Origin of the sequence: Erwinia magellanica (genome assembly GCF_039023495.1) — a bacterium.
Classification (GTDB): domain Bacteria; phylum Pseudomonadota; class Gammaproteobacteria; order Enterobacterales; family Enterobacteriaceae; genus Erwinia.
Window position 1 is genome coordinate 489,294 of the sequence record NZ_JBCHVC010000002.1, and the last position, 23,973, is coordinate 513,266.

Annotated in this window: 21 protein-coding genes; 20 read left to right on the top strand and 1 reads right to left on the bottom strand. The window is 54.9% G+C overall.

The annotated features are described in order from the left end of the window. Positions 1-21: 21 nt before the first annotated feature. From AAH450_RS09600 to nei, 10 genes are all read left to right on the top strand, one after another. Complete coding sequence (locus tag AAH450_RS09600; RefSeq protein WP_342910013.1) at positions 22-978, top strand: YbgA family protein; 957 nt, start codon at positions 22-24, stop codon at positions 976-978. A 17-nt stretch (positions 979-995) separates the two neighbouring features. Then, positions 996-2,417, top strand: a complete 1,422-nt coding sequence (phrB, locus tag AAH450_RS09605; RefSeq protein WP_342910014.1) for a deoxyribodipyrimidine photo-lyase — start codon at positions 996-998, stop codon at positions 2,415-2,417. A 90-nt stretch (positions 2,418-2,507) separates the two neighbouring features. Then, positions 2,508-3,251, top strand: coding sequence for a type 2 GTP cyclohydrolase I (locus AAH450_RS09610; RefSeq protein ID WP_342910015.1), 744 nt, complete (start codon positions 2,508-2,510; stop codon positions 3,249-3,251). Between the two features lie 120 nt (positions 3,252-3,371). After that, on the top strand, positions 3,372-4,028 hold the full coding sequence (pxpB, locus tag AAH450_RS09615) for a 5-oxoprolinase subunit PxpB (protein ID WP_342910016.1): 657 nt from the start codon (positions 3,372-3,374) through the stop codon (positions 4,026-4,028). Continuing rightward, positions 4,022-4,954 (top strand): 5-oxoprolinase subunit PxpC, encoded by a 933-nt coding sequence (gene pxpC, locus AAH450_RS09620; protein ID WP_342910017.1) that lies wholly within the window; start codon positions 4,022-4,024, stop codon positions 4,952-4,954. Before pxpB ends, pxpC begins: the two co-directional genes overlap by 7 nt. Next, the gene (gene pxpA / locus AAH450_RS09625; protein WP_342910018.1) at positions 4,944-5,681 is read left to right on the top strand and encodes a 5-oxoprolinase subunit PxpA; all 738 of its coding nucleotides are present in this window, start codon (positions 4,944-4,946) and stop codon (positions 5,679-5,681) included. Before pxpC ends, pxpA begins: the two co-directional genes overlap by 11 nt. A 72-nt stretch (positions 5,682-5,753) precedes the next feature. Next, positions 5,754-6,482 (top strand): DUF969 domain-containing protein, encoded by a 729-nt coding sequence (locus AAH450_RS09630; RefSeq protein ID WP_342910019.1) that lies wholly within the window; start codon positions 5,754-5,756, stop codon positions 6,480-6,482. Continuing rightward, entirely contained in the window at positions 6,482-7,471 is a 990-nt protein-coding gene (locus AAH450_RS09635) for a DUF979 domain-containing protein (protein ID WP_342910020.1), read from the top strand. Before AAH450_RS09630 ends, AAH450_RS09635 begins: the two co-directional genes overlap by 1 nt. A gap of 7 nt (positions 7,472-7,478) precedes the next feature. After that, complete coding sequence (gene pcp, locus AAH450_RS09640) at positions 7,479-8,126, top strand: pyroglutamyl-peptidase I (protein WP_342910021.1); 648 nt, start codon at positions 7,479-7,481, stop codon at positions 8,124-8,126. A 13-nt stretch (positions 8,127-8,139) separates the two neighbouring features. Further along, positions 8,140-8,931, top strand: coding sequence for an endonuclease VIII (gene nei, locus AAH450_RS09645; protein ID WP_342910022.1), 792 nt, complete (start codon positions 8,140-8,142; stop codon positions 8,929-8,931). Between the two features lie 197 nt (positions 8,932-9,128). On the opposite strand, the gene AAH450_RS09650 is transcribed toward nei, so the two are convergent. Continuing rightward, positions 9,129-10,409, bottom strand: coding sequence for a citrate synthase (locus tag AAH450_RS09650; protein WP_318790143.1), 1,281 nt, complete (start codon positions 10,407-10,409; stop codon positions 9,129-9,131). Between the two features lie 628 nt (positions 10,410-11,037). Between AAH450_RS09650 and sdhC the strand changes: the two genes are divergently transcribed. From sdhC to cydB, 10 genes are all read left to right on the top strand, one after another. Next, entirely contained in the window at positions 11,038-11,427 is a 390-nt protein-coding gene (sdhC, locus tag AAH450_RS09655) for a succinate dehydrogenase cytochrome b556 subunit (RefSeq protein WP_342910023.1), read from the top strand. Continuing rightward, complete coding sequence (sdhD, locus tag AAH450_RS09660) at positions 11,421-11,768, top strand: succinate dehydrogenase membrane anchor subunit (protein WP_342910024.1); 348 nt, start codon at positions 11,421-11,423, stop codon at positions 11,766-11,768. Before sdhC ends, sdhD begins: the two co-directional genes overlap by 7 nt. Then, positions 11,768-13,534, top strand: a complete 1,767-nt coding sequence (gene sdhA / locus AAH450_RS09665; protein WP_342910025.1) for a succinate dehydrogenase flavoprotein subunit — start codon at positions 11,768-11,770, stop codon at positions 13,532-13,534. Before sdhD ends, sdhA begins: the two co-directional genes overlap by 1 nt. A 16-nt stretch (positions 13,535-13,550) precedes the next feature. Then, positions 13,551-14,267 carry a succinate dehydrogenase iron-sulfur subunit gene (locus AAH450_RS09670; protein ID WP_318790146.1) on the top strand — a complete coding sequence of 239 codons (717 nt, stop codon included), beginning with the start codon at positions 13,551-13,553 and terminating at the stop codon, positions 14,265-14,267. A gap of 264 nt (positions 14,268-14,531) precedes the next feature. Next, positions 14,532-17,339, top strand: a complete 2,808-nt coding sequence (gene sucA / locus AAH450_RS09675) for a 2-oxoglutarate dehydrogenase E1 component (RefSeq protein ID WP_342910026.1) — start codon at positions 14,532-14,534, stop codon at positions 17,337-17,339. A 14-nt stretch (positions 17,340-17,353) separates the two neighbouring features. Then, positions 17,354-18,577 carry a 2-oxoglutarate dehydrogenase complex dihydrolipoyllysine-residue succinyltransferase gene (gene odhB / locus AAH450_RS09680; RefSeq protein WP_318790148.1) on the top strand — a complete coding sequence of 408 codons (1,224 nt, stop codon included), beginning with the start codon at positions 17,354-17,356 and terminating at the stop codon, positions 18,575-18,577. 106 nt (positions 18,578-18,683) lie between these two features. Further along, positions 18,684-19,850: an ADP-forming succinate--CoA ligase subunit beta gene (gene sucC / locus AAH450_RS09685; protein WP_342910027.1), complete on the top strand. Its 1,167-nt coding sequence runs from the start codon at positions 18,684-18,686 to the stop codon at positions 19,848-19,850. After that, positions 19,850-20,722 carry a succinate--CoA ligase subunit alpha gene (gene sucD / locus AAH450_RS09690; RefSeq protein WP_318790149.1) on the top strand — a complete coding sequence of 291 codons (873 nt, stop codon included), beginning with the start codon at positions 19,850-19,852 and terminating at the stop codon, positions 20,720-20,722. The genes sucC and sucD overlap by 1 nt, the downstream gene beginning before the upstream one ends. Positions 20,723-21,254: 532 nt before the next feature. Next, on the top strand, positions 21,255-22,832 hold the full coding sequence (gene cydA / locus AAH450_RS09695) for a cytochrome ubiquinol oxidase subunit I (RefSeq protein WP_342910028.1): 1,578 nt from the start codon (positions 21,255-21,257) through the stop codon (positions 22,830-22,832). After that, positions 22,829-23,968: a cytochrome d ubiquinol oxidase subunit II gene (gene cydB / locus AAH450_RS09700; protein WP_342910029.1), complete on the top strand. Its 1,140-nt coding sequence runs from the start codon at positions 22,829-22,831 to the stop codon at positions 23,966-23,968. The genes cydA and cydB overlap by 4 nt, the downstream gene beginning before the upstream one ends. The last annotated feature ends 5 nt before the right edge of the window (positions 23,969-23,973 follow it).

Here is a 23,973-nt window from a genome sequence, read left to right on the forward strand (position 1 = left end):
GAAGTTGGAGGTTGTACAACTATGAGCGAGAAAATCCCCGTCGGTATCAGCGCCTGTTTGCTGGGCGATACTGTCCGTTTTGATGGCGGCCATAAACGTTGTGCTTTTGCCGCAGAAGATCTCGCCCCGTTTATCCGTTATGAACCTGCCTGCCCTGAAATGGCTATCGGTTTACCGACGCCTCGTCCGGCCCTGCGCCTGACAGAGAGAGAAGAGGGAACCCCTGCGCTCTGCTTCAGTAACGGTAAAGGGGAGCCGCTTACCGAGGAGATGCAGAGCTGGTCGGAAAAGCGTATTGCAACGCTACACCATCTTTGTGGCTACATCGTCTGTGCCAAATCCCCAAGCTGCGGAATGGAGCGCGTGCGGGTATACCAGCCGGACAACAACAATAATCGCAAAGAGGGCGTGGGCATATTTACCCGCGAACTGATGGCGCAGATGCCGTGGCTGCCGGTGGAAGAAGATGGTCGCCTGCACGATCCCGTTTTGCGCGAAAACTTTGTCGAGCGGGTCTATACGCTGCATGAATTTAACGAAATCTGGCGCAGTGGACTCACGCGCGGAAAGCTGATGGCCTTTCACAGCCGTTACAAACTCTCGCTGCTGGCACACTCCCAGCCGGAATATCGTGAAATTGGGCGCTTTGTTGCGGCCATGGCCGACTGGGCCTCCCTGGAGGAGTATGCCTTTGAATACCGCCAGCGCCTGATGGATCTGCTTAAAAATCAGGCTACTCGTGGCAACCACACCAATGTGCTGATGCATGTACAGGGCTACTTCCGCCCGCAGCTGACCTCCAAACAGCGGCAGGAGCTGGCCTCGCTGATTGAGCATTACCGTCAGGGCCTGCAACCGCTGCTGGCGCCTCTTACCCTGTTGAAACACTACATGGCCGAGTTCCCCGACCCCTATCTGGCGCAGCAGCGTTATTTTGAACCCTATCCCGAAGCGCTGCGCCTGCGTTACGGACATTAGTTTACTCAGGAATATTCATGGCAACCCATTTAGTCTGGCTGCGCAACGATCTGCGCAGCCACGATAATTACGCTCTGCATGCTGCCTGCCGCAACGCCGATGCCAGGGTGCTGGCGCTGTTTATCGCCACTCCAGGGCAGTGGGAAGCGCATACCATGGCCCCGAAGCAGGCAGCCTTTATCTACCAGAGCCTGCTGGAACTCCGGCAGACGCTGGCTGATAAAGGCATCGCGCTGCATACCGCTGAGTGCCACGATTTTGCGGCTTCTGTCGGGGTGCTGAAGGACTTTTGTCAGCAGCATCACGTTGATCGGCTGTTCTACAACTATCAGTATGAAGTCAACGAGCGTGAGCGGGATGCGGCAGTGGAAAAAGCGCTGGGCGATCTCGATATCATTACTCAGGGCTTTGATGACAGCCTGCTGCTCCCGCCAGGCAGCCTGTTAACCGGCAACCGTGAGATGTACAAAGTCTTCACGCCATTCAGCCGGGCGTTCGTGAAACGCCTGCTGGAGGGATTGCCTGAGTGTGTTCCCGCCCCCAAAGTCAGAGAGAGTGGCCCCTTAACCGACATTCCTGCTATCACACCTTTCAGCTATCCCTGTGAGGAGTTCGACGGTTCGTTGTTTGCCGCCGGGGAAAAAGCGGGGCTTCAGCAGCTCAGGCAGTTTTGTCAGCAGCCGGTTATGCACTATCAGGAGCGCCGGGATATCCCATCCCTTGACGGGACCAGCCGTCTTTCTGTCTATCTGGCGACCGGCGTATTATCGCCCCGTCAGTGCCTGCACCGCCTGCTGGCCGGGCATCCGCAGGGGTTAGAAGAGAGCAATATCTTCACCTGGCTGAACGAACTTATCTGGCGGGATTTCTACCGCCATCTGCTGGTCGCCTGGCCGAAGCTTTGTAAAAATCAGCCCTTTATCAGCTGGACTAAAAAAGTGCAGTGGCAGCAGGATGAAAAGCTGCTTCAGGCCTGGCAGCAGGGCAAAACAGGTTATCCCATTGTCGATGCGGCAATGCGCCAGCTAAACAGCACCGGCTGGATGCATAACCGGCTGCGCATGATCACGGCCAGCTTCCTGATCAAGGATCTGCTGATTGACTGGCGGAAAGGGGAGCGCTATTTCATGTCGCAACTGATAGATGGCGATCTGGCCGCCAATAATGGTGGCTGGCAATGGGCTGCCTCTACGGGGAATGATTCCGCGCCCTATTTTCGCATCTTTAACCCTACCACTCAGGGCGAACGTTTCGATAAAGAGGGGGAATTTATCCGTAAATGGCTGCCTGAGCTGAAAGAGGTGCCGGTAAAGCATATTCATCAACCCCACATCTGGGCGGAAAATAATCAGCGATCGCTGGATTATCCGACACCGATTGTGGATCACAAAGAAGCACGGCAACGTACGCTTGCGGCGTTTGAAGCGGCACGCAAATAATTTTGCTATTGTTGCCTGTAACATTTACCGCACGCCTGGCGCGATGATAGCGGCCAGGCTTGTGGCATCACGAACAGGTCAGGAATTGTTATGCGTAATACAGAACTTGAAGAGATTGTGAACCAGCAGTTGAATAGCGCCGCTTTCAGCGACTATGGCCCCAACGGGCTTCAGGTGGAGGGACGCGCTGAGGTGAAGAAGATCATCACTGGCGTCACCGCTTCGCAGGCTTTGCTGGATGAAGCGGTTCGCCTGAAAGCCGATGCGGTAGTGGTTCATCACGGCTATTTCTGGAAAAATGAACCTGCCGTCATTAAGGGCATGAAGCGCAACCGCCTTAAAACGCTGTTAGCTAACGATATCAATATGTTTGGCTGGCATCTGCCGCTGGATGCGCATCCGCAACTGGGCAACAACGCCCAGCTGGCCAGGCTGCTGGGTATAGAGGTGCGTGGGCAGATTGAACAGCTGCTTCCATGGGGAGAGTTAACGGATCCGCTCTCTGGTGAACAGCTGGCACAGCGTATCACTCAGGTGCTGGGGCGCGAACCGCTGCACTGTGGCGATAATGCGCCGAAGGTTATTCGCCGCATTGCCTGGTGTTCTGGCGGCGGTCAGGGTTATATCGACGCTGCCGCCGCGTTCGGCGTGGATGCGTTTATCTCTGGTGAAGTTTCTGAACAGACCATTCACAGTGCCCGTGAGCAAGGGCTGCACTTCTTTGCCGCTGGCCACCACGCCACCGAACGCTGCGGTATTCAGGCACTCGGCGAGTGGCTCGCAGAGCGCTACGATCTGGACGTAACCTTTATTGATATCCCTAATCCTGCCTGATTTTATGCAGGCGGTGGCCAAACCGCCTGCAACAGAGTTGACACCTCCCTGACATTTCAGCATAACTGTTTGCCTTACAGAGCATTTATATGGCCTTGATTTCAGGTCAGGAGGAGCGTTTTGCAACGAGCTCGTTGTTACCTGTTAGGCGAACGTGCAGTAGTGCTTGAGCTGGAACCCCCAGTTACGCTCAGCGCTCAGCAACGAATTTGGGGGCTTTCAGCACGACTGACTGCACGCCCGGAAGTGATTGAAGTGGTGCCGGGAATGAACAACATCACCGTGCTGCTGAGCGATCCGCAGAAAACAGCCCTTGATGCCATTGAGTGGTTGCAGTCATGGTGGGAGAGCAGTGAGGCGCTGGAAATGACCTCACGTGAAGTAGAGATCCCGGTGATTTATGGCGGTGCGGCAGGACCCGATTTAGAAGAGGTTGCCCGGCTGAGCGGCCTTTCTCCCCGACAAGTGGTCGAGGCACACGCCTCTGCGCACTACGTAGTCTATTTTATCGGTTTCCAGCCTGGCTTCCCCTATATGGCTGGGCTTGATGACCGCCTGCATACGCCGCGGCGGGCTGAGCCTCGCGTTGCCGTACCTGCGGGTTCGGTTGGCATCGGTGGCAGTCAGACCGGGGTCTATCCCTTTAGCGCACCCGGCGGCTGGCAGCTTATTGGCCAGACGGACATCACACTGTTCAATCCTCTTCTTCAGCCTCCCACCTTCTTCAGGCCTGGCGACAGTGTCCGCTTTGTTCCGCAAAAGGAGGGGATATGCTGAAAATCATTCGTGCCGGTATGGCGACAACGCTACAGGATGCCGGGCGTACCGGCTGGCGTCAGTATGGCGTGGGTCTCAGCGGCGTGCTGGATCATCCCGCAATGGAAACTGCCAATCTGCTGGTGGGCAATGCCAAAACCAGCGCAGTGCTGGAAATTACCCTGGGTCAGTTTTGCGCAGAGTTCACCCGCGACGGCTGGATAGCACTGACCGGGGCAGGATGCAGTGCAGAGATAGATAACCAGCCCGTCTGGACCGGCTGGCGAACGGCGGTGAAAAAGGGACAGCGCCTGACATTAAAAATGCCTCAGCGCGGAATGCGCAGCTATCTGGCGCTGGACGGCGGATTTGATCTTGAACCGATGCTGGGTTCCTGTAGCACCGATGCAAAAGCGGGCTTCGGCGGCCTCGAAGGTCGCCTTCTTCAGGATGGCGACCAGCTTCCACAGGGGACCCCGCTGAAAACCTTCACCAAGCCGGTTGGCGTTCGTCAGCTGCTCTTTGGCAACCGGATTCGCGTGATGATGGGGCCGGAATTCCACGAGTTCAGTTTTGAAAGCCGCGAGGCCTTCTGGCGTACCAGCTGGAAACTCAATCCGCAAAGTAACCGCATGGGCTATCGTTTACAGGGCAGGCCGCTTACCCGAACTGTCAAACGTGAAATGCTGTCGCACGGGCTGATCCCCGGCGTGATCCAGGTGCCGCCAAACGGACAGCCTATTGTGCTGATGGCGGATGCGCAAACAACCGGCGGCTACCCGCGCATTGGCTGCGTAATTGAAGCCGATCTCTACCATCTTGCACAAATTCGCCTCGGTGAGCCGATTCATTTTGTCTACTGCACGTTAGACGAAGCGCTGAAAGCCAAACGCGAGCAGCAGCTTGCCTTAGAACAAATGGCGTGGGGAGTAGAGCATGAAAATTGATTTGAATGCCGATCTGGGCGAAGGGTGTGAAAACGATCGCGCGCTGTTGCAGCTGGTTTCTTCCGCCAATATCGCCTGCGGCTTTCATGCTGGCGATGCGCAAACCATGCGGCAAAGCGTCCTGTGGGCGCTGGAATTTGGCGTGGCGATTGGCGCGCATCCCAGTTTTCCGGACAGGGAGAACTTTGGCCGGACGGAGATGCAACTGCCCCCGGAAACCGTTTACGCCCAGCTGGTTTATCAGATTGGCGCCCTACAGGCGATTACCCATAGCGAAGGGGGCAAGCTGGTTCACGTGAAGCCGCACGGCATGTTGTATAACCAGTCCGCCCGTGAGCCGGAGCTTGCTGACGCTATTGCCCGCGCGGTAAAAGCGGTAGATCCACAGCTGGTGCTGGTGGGGCTGGCAAACAGTGAATCCATTCTTGCCGCTCAGGCACAGGGATTGAAAACCCGTGAAGAGGTCTTTGCCGACCGTGGCTATCAGGCCGATGGTTCGCTGGTGCCGAGATCGCAGCCCGGCGCGCTGGTAGAAAGCGATGAGCAGGCGATAGAACAGACCTTGAGCATGATCCAGCAGGGGCAGGTTAAGAGCCTCTGTGGGAAATGGGTAAAAGTGAAGGCTGAAACCGTCTGCGTACATGGTGACGGTGCGCATGCTCTGGCATTTGCCGCTCAGCTGCGTAAGGCCTTTGAACAGCATCAGATTCAGGTTACCAGCCGTTAAGGCAACAATAACGCGTAAAAACGCGACGACCGCCTCCGGCAATGCCGGAGGACTTTATACCCGGGAGGATGAATGGAAAGTGCAGTAAATTTATGGCCGCTGGCAGGCATTGTCGCCATTGTGATCGGTTTTTTACTCCGGTTTAACCCGGTGCTGGTAGTGATCGTCTCTGGCCTGATTACCGGACTGGCTGCCCATATGCCGCTGGGCGATATCCTGGAAAAACTGGGATCCGGTTTCCTCAATACCCGTAACCTTCCGCTGATCCTGCTGCTGCCGCTGGCGGTTATCGGTCTGCTGGAGCGTCACGGCCTGAAAGAGCGCGCACAGGCATGGATTGCCCAGATCAAAACCGCCACGGCGGGACGCCTGCTGATTGTCTATCTCTTTGTGCGGGAAATCACTGCCGCCATGGGTTTAACCAGCCTGGGCGGCCACCCGCAGATGGTGCGTCCGCTTCTGGCGCCCATGGCAGAGGGCGCTACGGAAAACCGTTATGGCGAATTGCCCATTGAGGTGCGTCATCGGCTGCGGGCTATGTCTGCCGCGACCGATAACGTCGGCCTCTTTTTTGGCGAGGATATCTTCGTCGCCTTTGGCGCGATCATCTTTATGCATAACTTTATGCAGGAGTCAGCCGGCATCCAGACCGAACCGCTGCATATTGCCCTCTGGGGGATCCCGACCGCGCTTTCCGCCTTTTTAATCCACGCCGTGCGCCTGAGGCGTCTGGATAAAACCATCGCTGCCGAACTGGCTGCGCTGAATAATGATGCGTTGAAAGCGAAGGGAGGCCGCTAATGTTCCAGCAACAATATCTGTTCTGGCTGGCCGGGGTTATCCTGCTGGTGGTTGCGGTGATGTCATGGCGGGACAAGGCGAATCCGCGGCGTCTCACTACTGGTCTGTTCTGGGCACTTTATGGCCTGGTATTTTTTATTGGAGACTGGGCCGTAACGCTGCTCGGCACACGCTCGCTGCATATCGTCGTTGGCGTTATGGTGGTGGTGATGGCGCTAATCGCCGGGCTGGGCGGGGTGAAACTTGGCTCCTATCATCAACGTACCAGCGAGCAGCGGGAAGCGAGCGCGAAACGCCTGCATAACAAGCTTTTCCTGCCCGCCTTAGCCATTCCTGTGGTCACAGTGATTGGCGTGCTGGCGTTTAACAATATTCCGGGATTACAGGAAAGCGTATTTGGTGCAGGCAATCACTCCACGCTGGTCACGCTCTTCTCGATGATGACAGGCTGTGTCATCGCCTGGTTGATAGCGTTGAAGCTGACCCGTGAAGGCCCGGCGCAATCCCTTCAGGAGACGCGTCGTCTGCTGGACTCCATCGGCTGGGCCTTTATTCTGCCGCAAATCCTGGCAACCCTGGGCCTGCTGTTTACCAGCGCAGGCGTGGGAACGGCAATTTCCCATCTGACCGAAACCTATCTTGCGGTTGATAATCGCTTTATCGCCGTTGCCACTTATGCCATCGGGATGGCGCTGTTAACGATGGTGATGGGCAACGCTTTTGCCGCCTTCCCGATCGTCACCGCCGGGATCGGTATTCCGATTCTGGTGCTGCAACATCACGGCAATCCGGCGGTGATGGCGGCTATCGGCATGTTCTCTGGCTACTGCGGTACGCTGATGACGCCTATGGCGGCCAACTTCAATATCGTGCCTGCGGCCCTGCTGGAGTTGCCCGACCGCAACGCAGTGATCAAGGCTCAGGTGCCAACGGGCGTGCTATTGTTAATAGCCAATATTTTCCTTCTCTATTTCCTGATGTTCCTGTGAGGCCGCGATGAAAACCGTATTGATTACCGCGTTCGAACCTTTTGGTGGCGATCAGATCAACCCCTCCTGGGAGGCCGTCAGCCATCTGCATGAGCGCATGCTGTGCGGCGCGAAAATCGTTGCCAGACAGCTGCCGTGCGCTTTCGGGGCTTCGCTTGAAGCGCTTTACGCGGCGATAGAAGAGGTAGAGCCAGAAATGGTGATCGCCGTAGGGCAGGCGGGAGGGCGAACCGACGTGACTATTGAACGCGTTGGCATCAACGTTGACGACGCCCGCATCCCGGACAACGCAGGCAATCAGCCAATTGATGAAGCTATTGTAGAGGGCGGCCCGGCGGCCTACTTCTCCACGCTGCCGATCAAAGCCATTGTGGAGGGGATCCGGGAAGCGGGCATTCCCGCGTCGGTTTCGCAAACCGCGGGTACTTATGTCTGTAACCATGTGATGTATGGGTTGTTGCACTATCTGGCGCAGCATAAAAAAGCGGTGCGCGGCGGATTTATTCATATTCCCTATCTGCCAGAGCAGGCGGTAAAACATCCTGGTGCCGCCAGTATGCCGGCCCAGACGGTGATCCTGGCGCTGGAGATGGCGCTGAGTATTGCGCTGACCGTCGAACAGGATATCCGTGCAGAAGGCGGAGCCACACACTAATCAGTAGGTAATTATGCCAGAAGGACCTGAGATTCGCCGCGCGGCGGACAAACTGGAAAAAGCGATCAGAGGGAAAACCCTGACCGACGTCTGGTTTGCCTATCCGCAGATGAAAACGTACGAACCGGCGCTGGTAGGTGAGCGGGTAGAGGCGATTGAAACGCGCGGCAAAGCGATGCTGACCCACTTCTCTAACGGCCTGACGCTCTACAGCCATAACCAGCTGTACGGCGTCTGGCGGGTAGTGAAAAGCGGGTCTGAACCCGCTACCAGCCGTATTCTGCGCGTTCGCCTGGCGGCAGAGGATAAAACAATCCTGCTTTACAGCGCATCAGAGATCGAGCTGCTGGATCGGGATACGCTGGCGGCTCACCCGTTTCTGCTGCGGGTTGGGCCGGACGTGCTGGATATGACGCTGACCAGTGAAGTGGTAAAGGAGCGGTTGCTCTCGGCTCGTTTCCGCCGTCGGCAGTTCAGCGCGCTGCTGCTGGATCAGGCTTTTCTGGCGGGTTTGGGTAACTATCTTCGGGTGGAGATCCTCTGGCAGGCCGGGCTGGCACCACAGCATCGGGCGCAGGATCTTACCAGCGAGCAGCTTGACCTGCTGGCAGAGGCGTTGTTAGCACTGCCACGGCTTTCCTATCATACGCGGGGCGTGAGTAAGGAGAATAAGCATCATGGCGCACTGTTCCGCTTCCGGGTTTTCCATCGGGCAGGGGAGAAGTGCGAACGCTGCGGCGGCATAATTGAGAAAACGACGCTCTCATCCCGCCCCTTTTACTGGTGCCCTGGCTGCCAGCTTTGAGAGTCTTGCTGGCATCCCGCTTTATGTGATGATTTTTAACAGTTGAGGGCCTTATGCTGGTTGCTTATCCCTCCGCTTTTGCTGCTTGTCGGCGGCTTCAGTTGCAAAGATGCAGATTGATCCCTCGGTCTGGTTCTGGTTCAGCCCATAAAAAAAGCGCCGCAGAAGCGGCGCTTTTCTATTAAGTGCAGCAATTATCACTGAGTTTTGGAAGTGAAATCACGCTTGTCGTAGCCGGTATAAAGCTGGCGAGGACGGGCAATTTTAATGCCGTCGTCGTGCATCTCTTTCCAGTGTGCAATCCAGCCTACAGTACGCGCCATCGCGAAGATCACCGTAAACATGGAAGAGGGGATGCCCATCGCTTTCAGAATAATGCCAGAGTAGAAGTCGACGTTAGGGTAAAGTTTACGTTCAATAAAGTAGGGATCGTTCAGAGCAATATCTTCCAACTGCATCGCTACTTCCAGCAGATCGTCCTTCATGCCTAATTCGTTCAGCACTTCATGACAGGTTTCACGCATTACGGTGGCGCGCGGGTCATGGTTTTTATAAACACGGTGACCAAAGCCCATCAGGCGGAACGAGTCATTCTTATCCTTGGCACGTTTCACAAATTCAGGAATGTGTTCAACGGTGCTGATCTCTTCCAGCATACGCAGGGTGGCTTCATTGGCACCGCCGTGCGCTGGCCCCCACAGGGAAGCGATCCCCGCAGCGATACAGGCAAACGGGTTAGCGCCAGAAGAACCTGCGGTACGCACGGTAGAGGTGGAAGCATTCTGCTCATGGTCTGCATGCAGGATCAGAATACGATCCATCGCACGTTCCAGAATCGGGTTCACCACATACTCTTCACACGGAGTCGAGAACATCATATGCAGGAAATTACCGGCATAGGAGAGGTCATTGCGTGGGTAAACAAACGGCTGACCAATGGAATATTTGTAGCACATTGCGGCTACTGTCGGCATTTTTGACAGCAGACGGAATGCGGCAATTTCACGGTGGCGCTCAATGTTCACATCCATAGCGTCATGGTAAAATGCTGCCAGCGCACCGGTCACACCGCACATCACAGCCATTGGATGCGAGTCACGACGGAAACCGCGGAACAGATGATGGATCTGCTCGTGGATCATGGTGTGACGGGTGACGATGGTTTTAAATTCTTCAAACTGCTCTTTGGTTGGTGCTTCGCCGTTCAGCAGGATGTAGCACACTTCCAGATAGTTGGAGTGCACGGCAAGTTGATCGATAGGGTAACCACGGTGCAGCAAAATGCCTTCATCACCATCAATATAGGTGATTTTGGACTCGCAGGACGCAGTAGAAGTGAAGCCTGGGTCAAAGGTGAAATACCCCTTGGCTCCAAGGGTGCGGACGTCTATTTCATCCTGGCCCAACGTGCCTTGCAGCACATCAAGTTCAATAGGAGCTTCGCCTGGTAGGGTTAGCGTTGCTTTTTTATCAGCCATTTACTGTCTCCTTTGCGCCTTGTCTATGGATCTTTGACACCTGAAAAGCGCATTGTGTCCGCGCCTGCGTCACAACGGCAAAATATCGACTCTGTGGCATCTTTTTAGCGTGCAGGGTACAGAGTGACGGGGCGTATGCGCAGGCCGGATGGGCACAACACTACTGCGTTTCGCGGTTGTTAAAGATCCGGTCTGGTCGTAACTTGTTGGTAACCGTTACCTGATACTTTATGTGACACTATCTTCAATGTTACATAACTTGTGCTTAGGGGAAAGTGTAGCCCCATAACTTTTACGCATCATAGAACTTTTAAGCGTCCGTTTGTAACAGGAATGTTGAAGTTTTGTCAAATCAGATAATTAAATTTGTATAAAATGTGAAAAATGTGAGTGCGATCACTGTTCCACCTAAATATGCCCAAGAAGTTTGTAGGGGAATTGTAATGAGTTTGTGAACCCCCTATACTTCCGCCAGGTCTCCGGAATACCCTGACACCAGGAGCCACCCAGCGTTTTACCGCTTCAATTAACACTGGATGTTGCTGTTTTGGTGCCTGTGCATAGTCTGACCACACCCGTGATCGGCTTTCACCTTCAGGCCCGGAGGAAGCAAAATAAGAAAGGCTGTGTGGGCAAAACCTTGAAAAAACAAAGACCTGTCAACTTGGATCTCTCAACGATCCGGTTTCCCGTTACTGCAATAGCGTCTATTCTCTATCGCATATCTGGCGTGATCACTTTTGTGGCCGTTGGCATATTGCTCTGGTTACTGGGCCTGTCACTCTCTTCACCCGAAGGCTTCCTGCAAGCCGCTGCCGTTATGGACAGTTTTATTGTCAAATTCATTATGTGGGGCATTTTAACCGCACTGGCGTATCACATCGTCGGTGGCGTACGCCATATGTTAATGGATTTCGGTTATTTGGGTGAAACGTTGCAGATCGGAACGCGCTCTGCGCAAATCTGTTTTGGTATCACTGTCGTGCTTTCAATTCTGGCGGGAGTCCTCGTATGGTAAGCAACGCTTCTGCACTGGGTCGCAACGGCGTCCATGACTGGCTGCTGCTGCGCGCATCGGCGATTATCATGACGCTGTATGTGCTCTATATCCTTGGTTTTGTTGTGATGTCAGACACGCTGACTTATGAAATCTGGCACGGCTTCTTTGCCTCCTCCGTGACGAAAGTGTTCACCCTTCTGACGCTGCTCTGCATTCTGGTGCATGGCTGGGTTGGGATGTGGCAGGTACTGACAGACTATGTGAAATCAGTTGCGATGCGCCTGGTGATGCAACTGCTGGTGATCGTAGTGGTGTTAGTCTATGCAATTTATGGAACTGTCGTAGTGTGGGGTGCGTAATGAATTTGCCAGTCAGAGAGTTTGACGCCGTTGTAATCGGCGCTGGTGGTGCAGGCATGCGTGCCGCGCTACAAATTTCCCAATCGGGCCAGAGCTGTGCTCTGTTATCAAAAGTTTTCCCTACCCGTTCCCATACAGTTTCTGCGCAGGGTGGTATCACTGTGGCGCTGGGTAATACCCATGAAGACAACTGGGAATGGCATATGTACGACACGGTGAAAGGCTCCGATTACATCGGTGACCAGGACGCCATTGAATATATGTGTAAAACCGGGCCGGAAGCGATTCTGGAGCTGGAGCACATGGGCCTGCCTTTCTCCCGTCTGGAAGATGGTCGCATCTATCAGCGCCCGTTTGGCGGCCAGTCAAAAAACTTCGGCGGTGAGCAGGCTGCCCGTACTGCGGCTGCGGCTGACCGTACCGGCCACGCCCTGCTGCACACCCTCTATCAGCAGAACCTGAAAAACAAAACCACTATCTTCTCCGAATGGTATGCGCTGGATCTGGTGAAAAATGCTGACGGCGCCATTGTGGGCTGTACCGCGCTGAATATTGAAGATGGCGAAGTGGTCTATTTCAAAGCCCGCGCAACGGTGCTGGCGACCGGTGGCGCAGGACGTATCTATCAGTCCACCACCAATGCCCACATTAATACCGGTGACGGCGTAGGCATGGCGCTGCGCGCTGGCGTGCCGGTGCAGGATATGGAAATGTGGCAGTTCCACCCAACCGGTATCGCCGGTGCGGGCGTACTGGTCACAGAAGGGTGTCGTGGCGAGGGTGGCTATCTGCTGAATAAGCATGGCGAACGTTTTATGGAGCGTTATGCGCCTAACGCCAAAGACCTGGCCGGTCGTGACGTGGTAGCGCGTTCGATGATGATTGAGATCCGTGAAGGTCGCGGCTGCGAAGGGCCGTGGGGTCCCCATATCAAACTGAAACTGGACCACCTGGGCCATGAAGTACTGGAAGCGCGTCTGCCGGGTATCCTGGAGCTTTCACGAACCTTTGCTCACGTCGATCCGGTGAAAGAACCGATCCCGGTTATCCCTACCTGTCACTACATGATGGGCGGTATCCCTACCAGAGTAACCGGTCAGGCGCTGACGGTTAACGAGCAGGGCGAAGATACGGTGGTACCGGGTCTGTTTGCCGTCGGCGAAATTGCCTGCGTATCCGTACACGGCTCTAACCGTCTTGGTGGTAACTCGTTGCTGGATCTGGTGGTGTTTGGCCGTGCGGCTGGTCTGCATCTGCAAGAGTCAATTAAAGAGCAGGGCGAGCTGGCAGACGCCACAGAAGAAGAGATCGAAGCTTCTCTGGCGCGTATGAACCGCTGGAACAATAACACCACCGGTGAAGATCCAGCTGAGCTGCGTAAAGCGCTGCAAACCTGCATGCAAAACAACTTCTCGGTGTTCCGTGAAGGCGATGCGATGGCGAAAGGGCTGGAAGAGCTGAAAGTGCTGCGCGAGCGCCTGAAAAGCGCCCGTCTGGATGACCGTTCAAGCGACTTCAATACCCAGCGTATTGAGTGTCTGGAGCTGGATAACCTGATGGAAACGGCTTACGCCACTGCCGTTGCCGCGAACTTCCGTACCGAGAGCCGTGGTGCACACAGCCGCTTCGATTACCCGGAACGTGATGATGCAAACTGGCTGTGCCACAGCGTCTACCTGCCGCAGAGCGAAAGCATGACCCGCCGTGAGGTGAACATGCAGCCGAAACTGCGCGCGGCATTCCCGCCGAAAGCACGTACTTACTAGTTTGCGGAGATAAGCGATGAGACTCGAATTTTCTATTTATCGTTATAACCCGGATGTGGATGACGCCCCTCGCATGCAGGAATACAGCCTGGAGTCGGAAGAGGGCCGCGACATGATGGTGCTGGATGCCCTTATTCGCCTGAAAGAGAAAGACCCTACGCTGGGGTTCCGTCGCTCCTGCCGTGAAGGTGTTTGTGGCTCCGACGGCATTAACATGAACGGCAAAAATGGGCTGGCCTGTATCACGCCTGTTTCCGCACTGGGCGGCGGCAGTAAAAAAATCGTGATTCGTCCGTTACCTGGTCTGCCGGTGATCCGCGATTTGGTAGTAGACATGGGGCAATTCTACACTCAGTATGAGAAGATTAAGCCTTACCTGTTGAATAATGGGGAAAATCCGCCTGCCCGCGAACATTTACAGGCACCCGAACAGCGTGAAAAACTGGACGGCCTGTATGAGTGTATTCTCTGTGCATGTTGCTCAACTTCCTGTCCTTCTTTCTGGTGGAATCCGGACAAGTTTATCGGACCGGCTGGTTTGCTGGCGGCTTACCGTTTCCTGATTGACAGTCGTGATACCGAAACGAATGCGCGTCTGGATAATCTGGACGACGCTTTCAGCGTATTCCGGTGTCACAGCATTATGAACTGTGTGAGCGTATGCCCTAAAGGGCTAAACCCCACGCGTGCTATCGGCCACATTAAGTCGATGCTGCTGCAAAGAGGCGCCTGACGGCTTCTCTTCCGGGAACCGCCAGGTTCCCGGTTGTTTTACCAGGAAACCCTGCCAAGCTTATCTTGAAGTTGGCTTGGCAAGGTTCCCTTACGGGCCCGGGCGCCAGCAGTCGCGCACAGCGCTCGTATCGATGAACTTTCAGGCTGCGTCCCGCATCTTTTGCGGAACCCAGCCGAGGGAAGCCGCTTACGCGGCGCGGAGCAGAGATGTTCCATTAAATAATCACGGCGAAATAAAGCACACAATGCTTAAGGGATCACAATGCAGAACAGCGCGATGAAACCCTGGCTAGACTCCTCCTGGCTGGCCGGCGCGAACCAGACCTACATAGAGCAGCTCTATGAGGACTATCTAACCGATCCTGACTCTGTTGACGTTGCCTGGAAATCGCTGTTTCAGCAGCTTCCAGGTGCTGGGGTTAGACCTGAACAATTTCACTCGAGCACCCGCGAGTACTTCCGCCGTCTGGCGAAAGATGCCACTCGCTACACCTCATCCGTAAGCGATCCCGATACCAATGCCAAACAGGTTAAGGTGCTTCAGCTGATCAACGCCTTCCGTTTCCGCGGACATCAGCTGGCTAACCTCGATCCGTTAGGCCTGTGGCAGCAGGAATCGGTGCCGGATCTCGATCCTGCTTACCACGATCTGACCGAAGCGGATTTCCAGGAAACCTTCAACGTTGGCTCCTTTGCTTTCGGCAAAGACACCATGAAGCTGGCGGATCTTTACGCCCTGCTGAAGCAGACCTACTGCGGATCGATCGGTGCTGAGTATATGCACATCACCAACACCGAAGAGAAACGCTGGATCCAGCAGCGTATTGAATCGGTGGCCGGGCAGGCTTCTTTCTCTACCGAAGAGAAAAAAGGCTTCCTGAAGCAGCTGACCGCCGCCGAAGGGCTGGAACGCTACCTGGGCGCGAAATTCCCTGGTGCCAAGCGCTTCTCGCTGGAAGGCGGCGATGCGCTGGTGCCGATGCTGAACGAAATGATCCGTCATGCGGGCAAAAGCGGAACGCGTGAAGTGGTACTGGGCATGGCTCACCGTGGCCGCCTGAACGTTTTAATTAACGTGCTGGGCAAAAAGCCGCAGGATCTCTTCGACGAATTCGCCGGTAAGCATAAAGAGCACCTCGGCACGGGCGACGTGAAGTACCATATGGGCTTCTCTTCTGACGTGGAAACCGAAGGCGGCATGGTGCACCTGGCGCTGGCGTTTAACCCGTCTCACCTTGAGATTGTCAGCCCGGTTGTTATGGGTTCTGTGCGTGCGCGTCTGGATCGTCTGGATGAGCCGAGCAGCAACAAAGTTCTGCCTATCACTATTCACGGTGATGCCGCAGTTACTGGCCAGGGCGTGGTTCAGGAAACGCTGAACATGTCGCAGGCTCGGGGTTACGAAGTGGGCGGCACCGTTCGCATCGTGATCAACAACCAGATTGGTTTCACCACCTCCAATCCTAAAGATGCCCGCTCCACGCAGTACTGTACCGACATCGGTAAAATGGTGCTGGCACCTATTTTCCACGTAAATGCTGACGACCCGGAAGCGGTAGCTTTTGTCACCCGCCTGGCGTTGGATTTCCGTAACACCTTTAAACGCGACGTCTTTATTGACCTGGTCTGTTATCGCCGTCATGGCCATAACGAAGCGGATGAGCCAAGTGCGACTCAGCCAGTGATGTACCAGAAAATCAAAAAACACCCGACGCCGCGTAAGCTCTATGCCGATCGTCTGGAAAGCGAACAGATTACCAGCCTGGAAGATGCCACGGAAATGGTCAATCTGTACCGTGATGCGCTGGATGCGGGCGAATGCGTGGTGCCAGAATGGCGTCCGATGAGCCTGCACTCCTTCACCTGGTCGCCTTACCTGAATCACGACTGGGATGAAAGCTATCCTTCCACCCTGGACCTGAAGCGGTTGCAGGAGCTGGCTAAGCGTATCAGTACGGTGCCAGAAGAGATCGAAATGCAGTCCCGCGTAGCGAAAATCTACAACGATCGTGCCGAAATGGCGGCGGGCAACAAACCTTTCGACTGGGGCGCAGCAGAGAATCTGGCTTACGCCACGCTGGTTGATGAGGGCATTCCCTGCCGTCTCTCCGGTGAAGATATGGGCCGTGGTACCTTCTTCCATCGTCACGCGGTGATCCATAACCAGGCTAACGGCTCTACCTATACCCCACTGATGCATGTCCATAATGGACAGGGCACCTTTAAGGTCTGGGACTCCGTGCTCTCTGAAGAAGCGGTACTGGCCTTTGAATATGGTTATGCCACCGCCGAGCCGCGCACGCTGACTATCTGGGAAGCGCAGTTTGGTGACTTCGCCAACGGTGCTCAGGTGGTTATCGACCAGTTCATCAGCTCTGGCGAGCAGAAATGGGGCCGTATGTGTGGCCTGGTGATGCTGCTGCCTCACGGCTATGAAGGACAGGGGCCGGAGCACTCATCCGCGCGTCTGGAACGCTATCTGCAACTTTGTGCCGAGCAGAACATGCAGGTTTGCGTGCCTTCCACTCCAGCTCAGGTTTACCACATGCTTCGCCGTCAGGCACTGCGCGGTATGCGCCGTCCGCTGGTGGTGATGTCACCGAAATCGCTGCTGCGTCATCCGCTGGCAATCTCTTCGCTGGAAGAGCTGGCGAACGGTGGCTTCCAGCCTGCCATTGGTGAGATCGACGATCTCGACCCGAAAGGCGTGAAGCGTGTTGTGCTGTGCTCCGGCAAAGTCTATTACGACCTGCTGGAAAAACGCCGCAAAAACGAGCAAACCGATGTCGCGATTGTGCGTATCGAACAGCTGTATCCGTTCCCGCACAAGGCGGTACAGGATAAATTACAGCAATATTCGCATGTGCATGATTTTGTCTGGTGCCAGGAAGAGCCGCTTAACCAGGGCGCATGGTACTGCAGTCAGCACCATTTCCGTGAAGTGGTGCCTTTCGGAGCTTCATTACGTTACGCCGGCCGTCCCGCCTCCGCTTCGCCGGCAGTTGGCTATATGTCCGTTCACCAGCAGCAGCAGCAAGACCTGGTAAATGACGCGCTGAACGTTAATTAATTAAAGGATCAATAATGAGTAGCGTAGATATTCTCGTTCCCGACCTGCCTGAATCTGTAGCCGATGCCACTGTGGCCACCTGGCATAAAAAACCGGGCGATACCGTCCAGCGTGACGAAGTGCTGGTCGAGATCGAAACCGATAAAGTGATACTGGAAGTGCCTGCGTCAGCGGATGGTGTGCTGGAAGCCATTCTGGAAGATGAGGGCGCCACGGTGACCTCTCGTCAGGCGCTGGGTCGTCTGAAAGAGGGCAACAGCGGCGGTAAAGAGAGTTCTGCTAAAGCGGAAACCAACGACTCTACGCCAGCACAGCGTCAGAGCGCTTCGCTTGAAGAAGAGAGCAATGATGCCCTCAGCCCGGCCATTCGCCGTCTGATCGCTGAGCACAGCCTTGACCCGGCCGCTATCAAAGGCACCGGTGTGGGCGGTCGTCTGACCCGTGAAGATGTGGAAAAGCATCTGGCTCAGAAACCAGAAGCGAAAGCCGCCGAAAGCAAAGCGCCTGCGGCAGCTTCTCCAGCACCAGCTCTGGCTGGTCGCAGCGAGAAGCGTGTGCCAATGACCCGCCTGCGTAAGCGTATTGCCGAGCGTCTGCTGGAAGCGAAAAACAGCACCGCTATGCTGACTACGTTTAACGAAGTCAACATGCAGCCGATCATGAACCTGCGTAAACAGTACGGCGAAGCGTTCGAGAAACGTCACGGCGTGCGTCTGGGCTTTATGTCCTTCTACCTGAAAGCGGTAGTTGAGGCATTGAAACGCTTCCCGGAAGTGAATGCTTCTATTGATGGCGAAGATGTGGTTTACCACAATTACTTTGATGTCAGCATCGCCGTTTCCACGCCACGTGGACTGGTGACGCCGGTTCTGAAAGATGTTGATGCGCTGGGTATGGCTGACATCGAGAAGAAAATCAAAGAGCTGGCAGTAAAAGGCCGCGATGGCAAACTCACCGTTGAGGAACTGACCGGCGGTAACTTCACCATCACCAATGGCGGCGTGTTCGGATCGCTGATGTCTACCCCGATCATCAACCCGCCGCAGAGCGCGATCCTCGGGATGCATGCGATTAAAGACCGTCCGATGGCCGTTAATGGTCAGGTGGTTATTCAGCCGATGATGTATCTCGCCCTCTCTTACGATCACCGCCTGATCGACGGCAAAGAGTCCGTCAGCTATCTGGTGGCGATTAAAGATCTGCTGGAAGATCCGTCAAGGCTGTTGCTGGACGTTTAATTCCTGTCGGGTGCGGCTCCGGCTGCACCCAACCTACTGTGTGGCCGACACGCTGGCAGACGCCAGATTCGGCCAGGATTTTTCCGACCTGAATGGATAGAACATCATGAACTTACACGAATATCAGGCAAAACAGCTGTTTGCACGGTATGGTTTACCGGCACCCACCGGTTATGCCTGCACCACACCACGTGAAGCTGAAGAAGCCGCCTCGAAGATTGGCGCCGGTCCGTGGGTAGTGAAATGTCAGGTTCATGCCGGAGGCCGCGGCAAAGCGGGCGGTGTGAAAGTGGTGAAGAGCAAGGAAGAGATCCGTGCTTTCGCCGAGCACTGGCTGGGCAAACGCCTGACCACCTATCAGACTGATGCGCATGGCCAGCCGGTCAACCAGATTCTGGTTGAAGCCGCTACCGATATCGATAAAGAACTTTATCTGGGTGCTGTGGTAGACCGCGCATCCCGTCGCGTAGTGTTTATGGCTTCAACTGAAGGCGGCGTGGAAATTGAAAAAGTTGCGGAAGAAACCCCGCATCTGATCCACAAAATGGCGCTGGATCCACTGACTGGCCCTCAGCCTTATCAGGGCCGTGAGCTGGCGTTCAAACTTGGCCTGACCGGTAAGCAGGTTGGCCAGTTCACCAAGATCTTTATGGGTCTGGCGAGTCTGTTCCTGGAGCGCGATCTGGCGCTGGTTGAGATCAACCCGCTGGTGATCACCACTCAGGGCGATCTGATCTGCCTGGATGGCAAACTGGGTGCCGATGGCAATGCCCTGTTCCGTCAGCCAGAGCTGCGTGAAATGCGCGATCCAAGCCAGGAAGATTCCCGTGAAGCGCATGCTGCGCAGTGGGAACTGAACTACGTGGCGCTGGAAGGCAACATCGGTTGTATGGTTAACGGCGCAGGTCTGGCGATGGGCACCATGGACATCGTAAAACTGAGCGGCGGCCAGCCAGCTAACTTTCTGGACGTTGGCGGCGGCGCAACCAAAGAGCGCGTGACTGAAGCGTTCAAAATCATCCTGTCTGACGACGCGGTGAAAGCAGTATTTGTAAACATCTTCGGCGGCATCGTACGCTGCGACCTGATTGCGGATGGCATCATCGGCGCGGTAGCAGAAGTGGGTGTTAGCGTACCGGTTGTGGTACGTCTTGAAGGGAACAACGCCGAGCTGGGCGCCCAGAAACTGGCCGACAGCGGATTAAATATCATTGCAGCAACCAGCCTGAGTGACGCGGCGCAGCGCGTTGTTGCTGCTGCGGAGGGGAAATAATGTCCATTTTGATTGATAAGAACACCAAAGTAATCTGCCAGGGCTTCACCGGTGGTCAGGGAACTTTCCACTCCGAGCAGGCGCTGGCCTATGGTACGCAGCTGGTTGGCGGCGTAACGCCAGGCAAAGGCGGCACCGAGCACCTGGGTCTGCCAGTGTTCAATACCGTTCGTGAAGCGGTTGAAGCTACCGGCGCTACCGCCTCGGTTATCTACGTTCCTGCGCCATTCTGCAAAGATGGCATTCTGGAAGCTATCGATGCTGGCATCAAGCTGATCATCACCATCACTGAAGGCATCCCGACTCTGGATATGCTGACCGTGAAGGTGAAGCTGGATGAAGCTGGCGTGCGGATGATTGGCCCGAACTGTCCGGGTGTGATCACCCCAGGCGAGTGCAAAATCGGTATCATGCCAGGCCATATTCATCAGCCAGGCCGTATCGGTATCGTTTCCCGTTCCGGTACGCTGACCTATGAAGCCGTCAAGCAGACCACAGATATCGGTTACGGCCAGTCTACCTGCGTGGGTATTGGTGGCGACCCGATCCCTGGCTCTAACTTTATCGATATCCTGAAACTGTTCCAGGATGATCCGCAGACCGAAGCGATTGTGATGATCGGTGAGATCGGTGGCAGTGCAGAAGAAGAGGCCGCGGCCTTTATCAAAGAGCATGTCACCAAGCCGGTGGTGGGCTATATTGCCGGTGTGACCGCGCCGAAAGGCAAGCGTATGGGTCACGCAGGCGCAATTATCGCAGGCGGAAAAGGCACGGCAGACGACAAGTTTGCTGCGCTTGAAGCCGCTGGCGTGAAAACCGTTCGCAGCCTTGCTGACATTGGCGAAGCCGTGAAGGCTGTTCTGCCACAGTAAACCTGCTGCTGACAACAGAGCATACTGGCCACCGACGGGTGGCCTTTTTTTTGCCGGTTAAAAATCAACATCTGGTTTTATATTTATATTCCATTCTCTTCATAAATTAATACAACGCATTAACAATTAAGCCTCTCTACCATATTGCCAGCCCACGAAGCTTTAATTCAGATCAAGAAACTACGATATATATCAATTGTTATCACTGGCTATAAAAAGCATTTTTCGATTAAATTGTGCTGCATCAATACTACCGTCTCATCCCTGTTAAGAACAAATTTGATCTGCGTAGTTTAAACGGATGAAGCTACAAAATATTTTTATTTTTCAGCAGGGTACAAGGGTAGCGTTGGGCATTTCCGTTATGTCGACCTTATTTAACTTAATTGTTAAATATTAGCGTTTATTGCGATCTTACCGATCGCTTATTAGCGCTGCCGTGAACAGCATTCATAAAAAAAACCGTGCACGTTCCCGGCCCAGGGCCGCTCTTACTGTGTCATCCCCCTCAAGTGAGGAGAAAGGAGTCAAAATGTTGGATATTGTCGAACTGTCGCGCCTACAGTTTGCTCTGACGGCTATGTACCATTTCCTGTTTGTCCCGCTAACGCTGGGTCTGGCGTTTTTATTAGCGATCATGGAAACGGTCTATGTGCTTTCAGGCAAGCAAATTTATAAGGATATGACCAAATTCTGGGGCAAGTTATTTGGGATTAACTTTGCGCTGGGCGTGGCCACCGGGCTGACCATGGAGTTTCAGTTCGGAACAAACTGGTCTTATTACTCCCACTACGTTGGGGATATCTTTGGCGCACCGCTCGCCATCGAAGGCCTGATGGCCTTCTTCCTGGAATCTACCTTTGTTGGCCTGTTCTTCTTTGGCTGGGATCGCCTGGGCAAAGTGCAACATATGGCGGTGACCTGGCTGGTGGCGCTGGGGTCAAACCTCTCTGCGCTCTGGATCCTGGTGGCGAATGGCTGGATGCAGAATCCGGTCGCCTCAGAGTTCAACTTCGAAACCATGCGTATGGAGATGGTCAGCTTCTCTGAGCTGGTGCTGAACCCGGTGGCACAGGTGAAGTTCGTGCATACCGTGGCGGCGGGGTACACCTGCGGCGCGATGTTCATTTTGGGGATCAGTTCTTACTATCTGCTGCGCGGGCGTGATATGGCGTTTGCCAAACGCTCTTTTGCCATTGCGGCCAGCTTCGGCATGGCGGCGATCCTCTCCGTGATCGTACTGGGCGATGAGTCTGGTTATGAGATTGGCGACGTACAGAAAACCAAGCTGGCAGCCATTGAAGCTGAATGGGAAACCCAACCGGCACCGGCGGCCTTTACGCTGTTTGGCCTTCCGGACCAGGAAGCACAGCAAAATAACTACGCCATCCAAATCCCCTGGGCGCTGGGGCTGATTGCCACCCGCTCGGTGGATAAGCAGGTCACCGGCCTGAAAGAGCTGATGGGTCAGCATGAAGTCCGTATCCGTAACGGGATGAAAGCGTACAGCCTGCTGGAGCAGCTGCGTGCCGGTAACAAAGATCCTGCGTTGCGAAACCAATTCAACGACGTGAAAAAAGATCTCGGTTATGGGCTGCTGCTGAAGCGCTATACGCCAAACGTGGCGGATGCCAGCGAAGCGCAGATCAAACAGGCGACTAAAGACTCGATTCCACGCGTGGCACCCCTCTATTTCTCTTTCCGCATTATGGTGGGCGCGGGCGTGCTGATGCTGCTGATTATCGGCGGTTCGTTCTGGACCGTTGTCCGTAACCGCATAGGAAAAAGTACCTTCCTGCTCAAATGCGCTCTTTATGGCATTCCTCTGCCGTGGATCGCAATTGAATCGGGCTGGTTTGTCGCGGAGTACGGCCGCCAGCCTTGGGCGATAGGTGAAGTATTACCGACGGCGGTGGCCAACTCTTCGCTGACGCCAGGGGATGTGCTGTTTTCGATGATCCTGATTTGCGGGCTTTACACGCTGTTCCTGGTTGCCGAGATGTATCTGATGTTCAAATTTGCGCGCCTGGGGCCAAGCAGCCTGAAAACCGGAAAATATCATTATGAACAATCTGCTGCCCATAACGTGCAGAAAGGAGTCCTTTCATGATCACTTATGAACTGTTGCGTTTTGTCTGGTGGGTTCTGATTGGCGTTCTGCTAATCGGGTTTGCCGTGGCGGACGGTTTTGATATGGGCGTAGGGATGCTGAGCCGCATCCTGGGGCGGACAGATACCGACCGCCGTATCATGATTAACAGTATTGCGCCGCACTGGGATGGTAACCAGGTCTGGCTGATCACTGCGGGTGGGGCGCTGTTTGCCGCCTGGCCTACGGTGTATGCCGCCGCGTTCTCCGGCTTCTATGTGGCGATGATCCTGGTGCTGGCCTCACTCTTCTTCCGTCCTATTGGCTTCGACTATCGCTCAAAAATTGAGGATGTGCGCTGGCGCGGGATGTGGGACTGGGCCATCTTCATCGGCAGCTTTGTGCCGCCGCTGGTGATCGGCGTGGCATTTGGCAACCTGCTACAGGGTGTGCCGTTCCATATGGATGAGTATTTACGCCTGTTCTATACCGGTAATTTCTTCCAGCTGCTGAATCCGTTTGCGCTGCTGGCGGGCATTGTCAGCCTTACCATGATCCTGACGCAAGGTGCGACATATCTTCAGATGCGTACGGTAGGCGAACTCCATGTACGTTCTCGCACTGCGGCGCAGATCTCCGCGCTGGTCATGCTGGTCTGTTTCGTGCTGGCGGGTGTTTGGGTAGTGAACGGCATTGAGGGTTACGTAGTGACTACCGTGCTGGACCACAATGCGGCGTCTAACCCCCTGGGCAAAGTGGTGACGCGCGAAGCGGGCGCCTGGCTGGTTAACTTCAACCAGAACCCGGTACTGTGGGCTATTCCGGTACTGGGCGCGGTACTGCCTCTGCTGACTATTCTCTGTTCGCGGCTGGAAAAGGGCGCATGGGCATTCCTCTTCTCCTCACTGACGCTGGCCTGCGTGATCCTCACCGCTGGCGTGGCGATGTTCCCGTTCATTATGCCCTCCAGTACGGTGCCAAACGTCAGCCTGACGATGTGGGATACCACCTCCAGCCTGCTGACGCTGAAAATCATGACCGTGGCGGCCATTATTTTTGTGCCCCTTATTCTGGCTTACACAACCTGGTGTTACTACAAGATGTTCGGTCGCCTGACCAGAGAGCAGATTGAAACCAACACCCATTCTCTCTATTAATTGAG

Coding starts and splice junctions, on each gene's coding strand:
- AAH450_RS09600 (WP_342910013.1), top strand. CDS start 22: ATGAGCGAGAAAATCCCCGTCGGTATCAGCGCCTGTTTGCTGGGCGAT.
- phrB (WP_342910014.1), top strand. CDS start 996: ATGGCAACCCATTTAGTCTGGCTGCGCAACGATCTGCGCAGCCACGAT.
- AAH450_RS09610 (WP_342910015.1), top strand. CDS start 2,508: ATGCGTAATACAGAACTTGAAGAGATTGTGAACCAGCAGTTGAATAGC.
- pxpC (WP_342910017.1), top strand. CDS start 4,022: ATGCTGAAAATCATTCGTGCCGGTATGGCGACAACGCTACAGGATGCC.
- pxpA (WP_342910018.1), top strand. CDS start 4,944: ATGAAAATTGATTTGAATGCCGATCTGGGCGAAGGGTGTGAAAACGAT.
- AAH450_RS09630 (WP_342910019.1), top strand. CDS start 5,754: ATGGAAAGTGCAGTAAATTTATGGCCGCTGGCAGGCATTGTCGCCATT.
- AAH450_RS09635 (WP_342910020.1), top strand. CDS start 6,482: ATGTTCCAGCAACAATATCTGTTCTGGCTGGCCGGGGTTATCCTGCTG.
- pcp (WP_342910021.1), top strand. CDS start 7,479: ATGAAAACCGTATTGATTACCGCGTTCGAACCTTTTGGTGGCGATCAG.
- nei (WP_342910022.1), top strand. CDS start 8,140: ATGCCAGAAGGACCTGAGATTCGCCGCGCGGCGGACAAACTGGAAAAA.
- AAH450_RS09650 (WP_318790143.1), bottom strand. CDS start 10,409: ATGGCTGATAAAAAAGCAACGCTAACCCTACCAGGCGAAGCTCCTATT.
- sdhD (WP_342910024.1), top strand. CDS start 11,421: ATGGTAAGCAACGCTTCTGCACTGGGTCGCAACGGCGTCCATGACTGG.
- sdhA (WP_342910025.1), top strand. CDS start 11,768: ATGAATTTGCCAGTCAGAGAGTTTGACGCCGTTGTAATCGGCGCTGGT.
- AAH450_RS09670 (WP_318790146.1), top strand. CDS start 13,551: ATGAGACTCGAATTTTCTATTTATCGTTATAACCCGGATGTGGATGAC.
- sucA (WP_342910026.1), top strand. CDS start 14,532: ATGCAGAACAGCGCGATGAAACCCTGGCTAGACTCCTCCTGGCTGGCC.
- odhB (WP_318790148.1), top strand. CDS start 17,354: ATGAGTAGCGTAGATATTCTCGTTCCCGACCTGCCTGAATCTGTAGCC.
- sucC (WP_342910027.1), top strand. CDS start 18,684: ATGAACTTACACGAATATCAGGCAAAACAGCTGTTTGCACGGTATGGT.
- sucD (WP_318790149.1), top strand. CDS start 19,850: ATGTCCATTTTGATTGATAAGAACACCAAAGTAATCTGCCAGGGCTTC.
- cydA (WP_342910028.1), top strand. CDS start 21,255: ATGTTGGATATTGTCGAACTGTCGCGCCTACAGTTTGCTCTGACGGCT.
- cydB (WP_342910029.1), top strand. CDS start 22,829: ATGATCACTTATGAACTGTTGCGTTTTGTCTGGTGGGTTCTGATTGGC.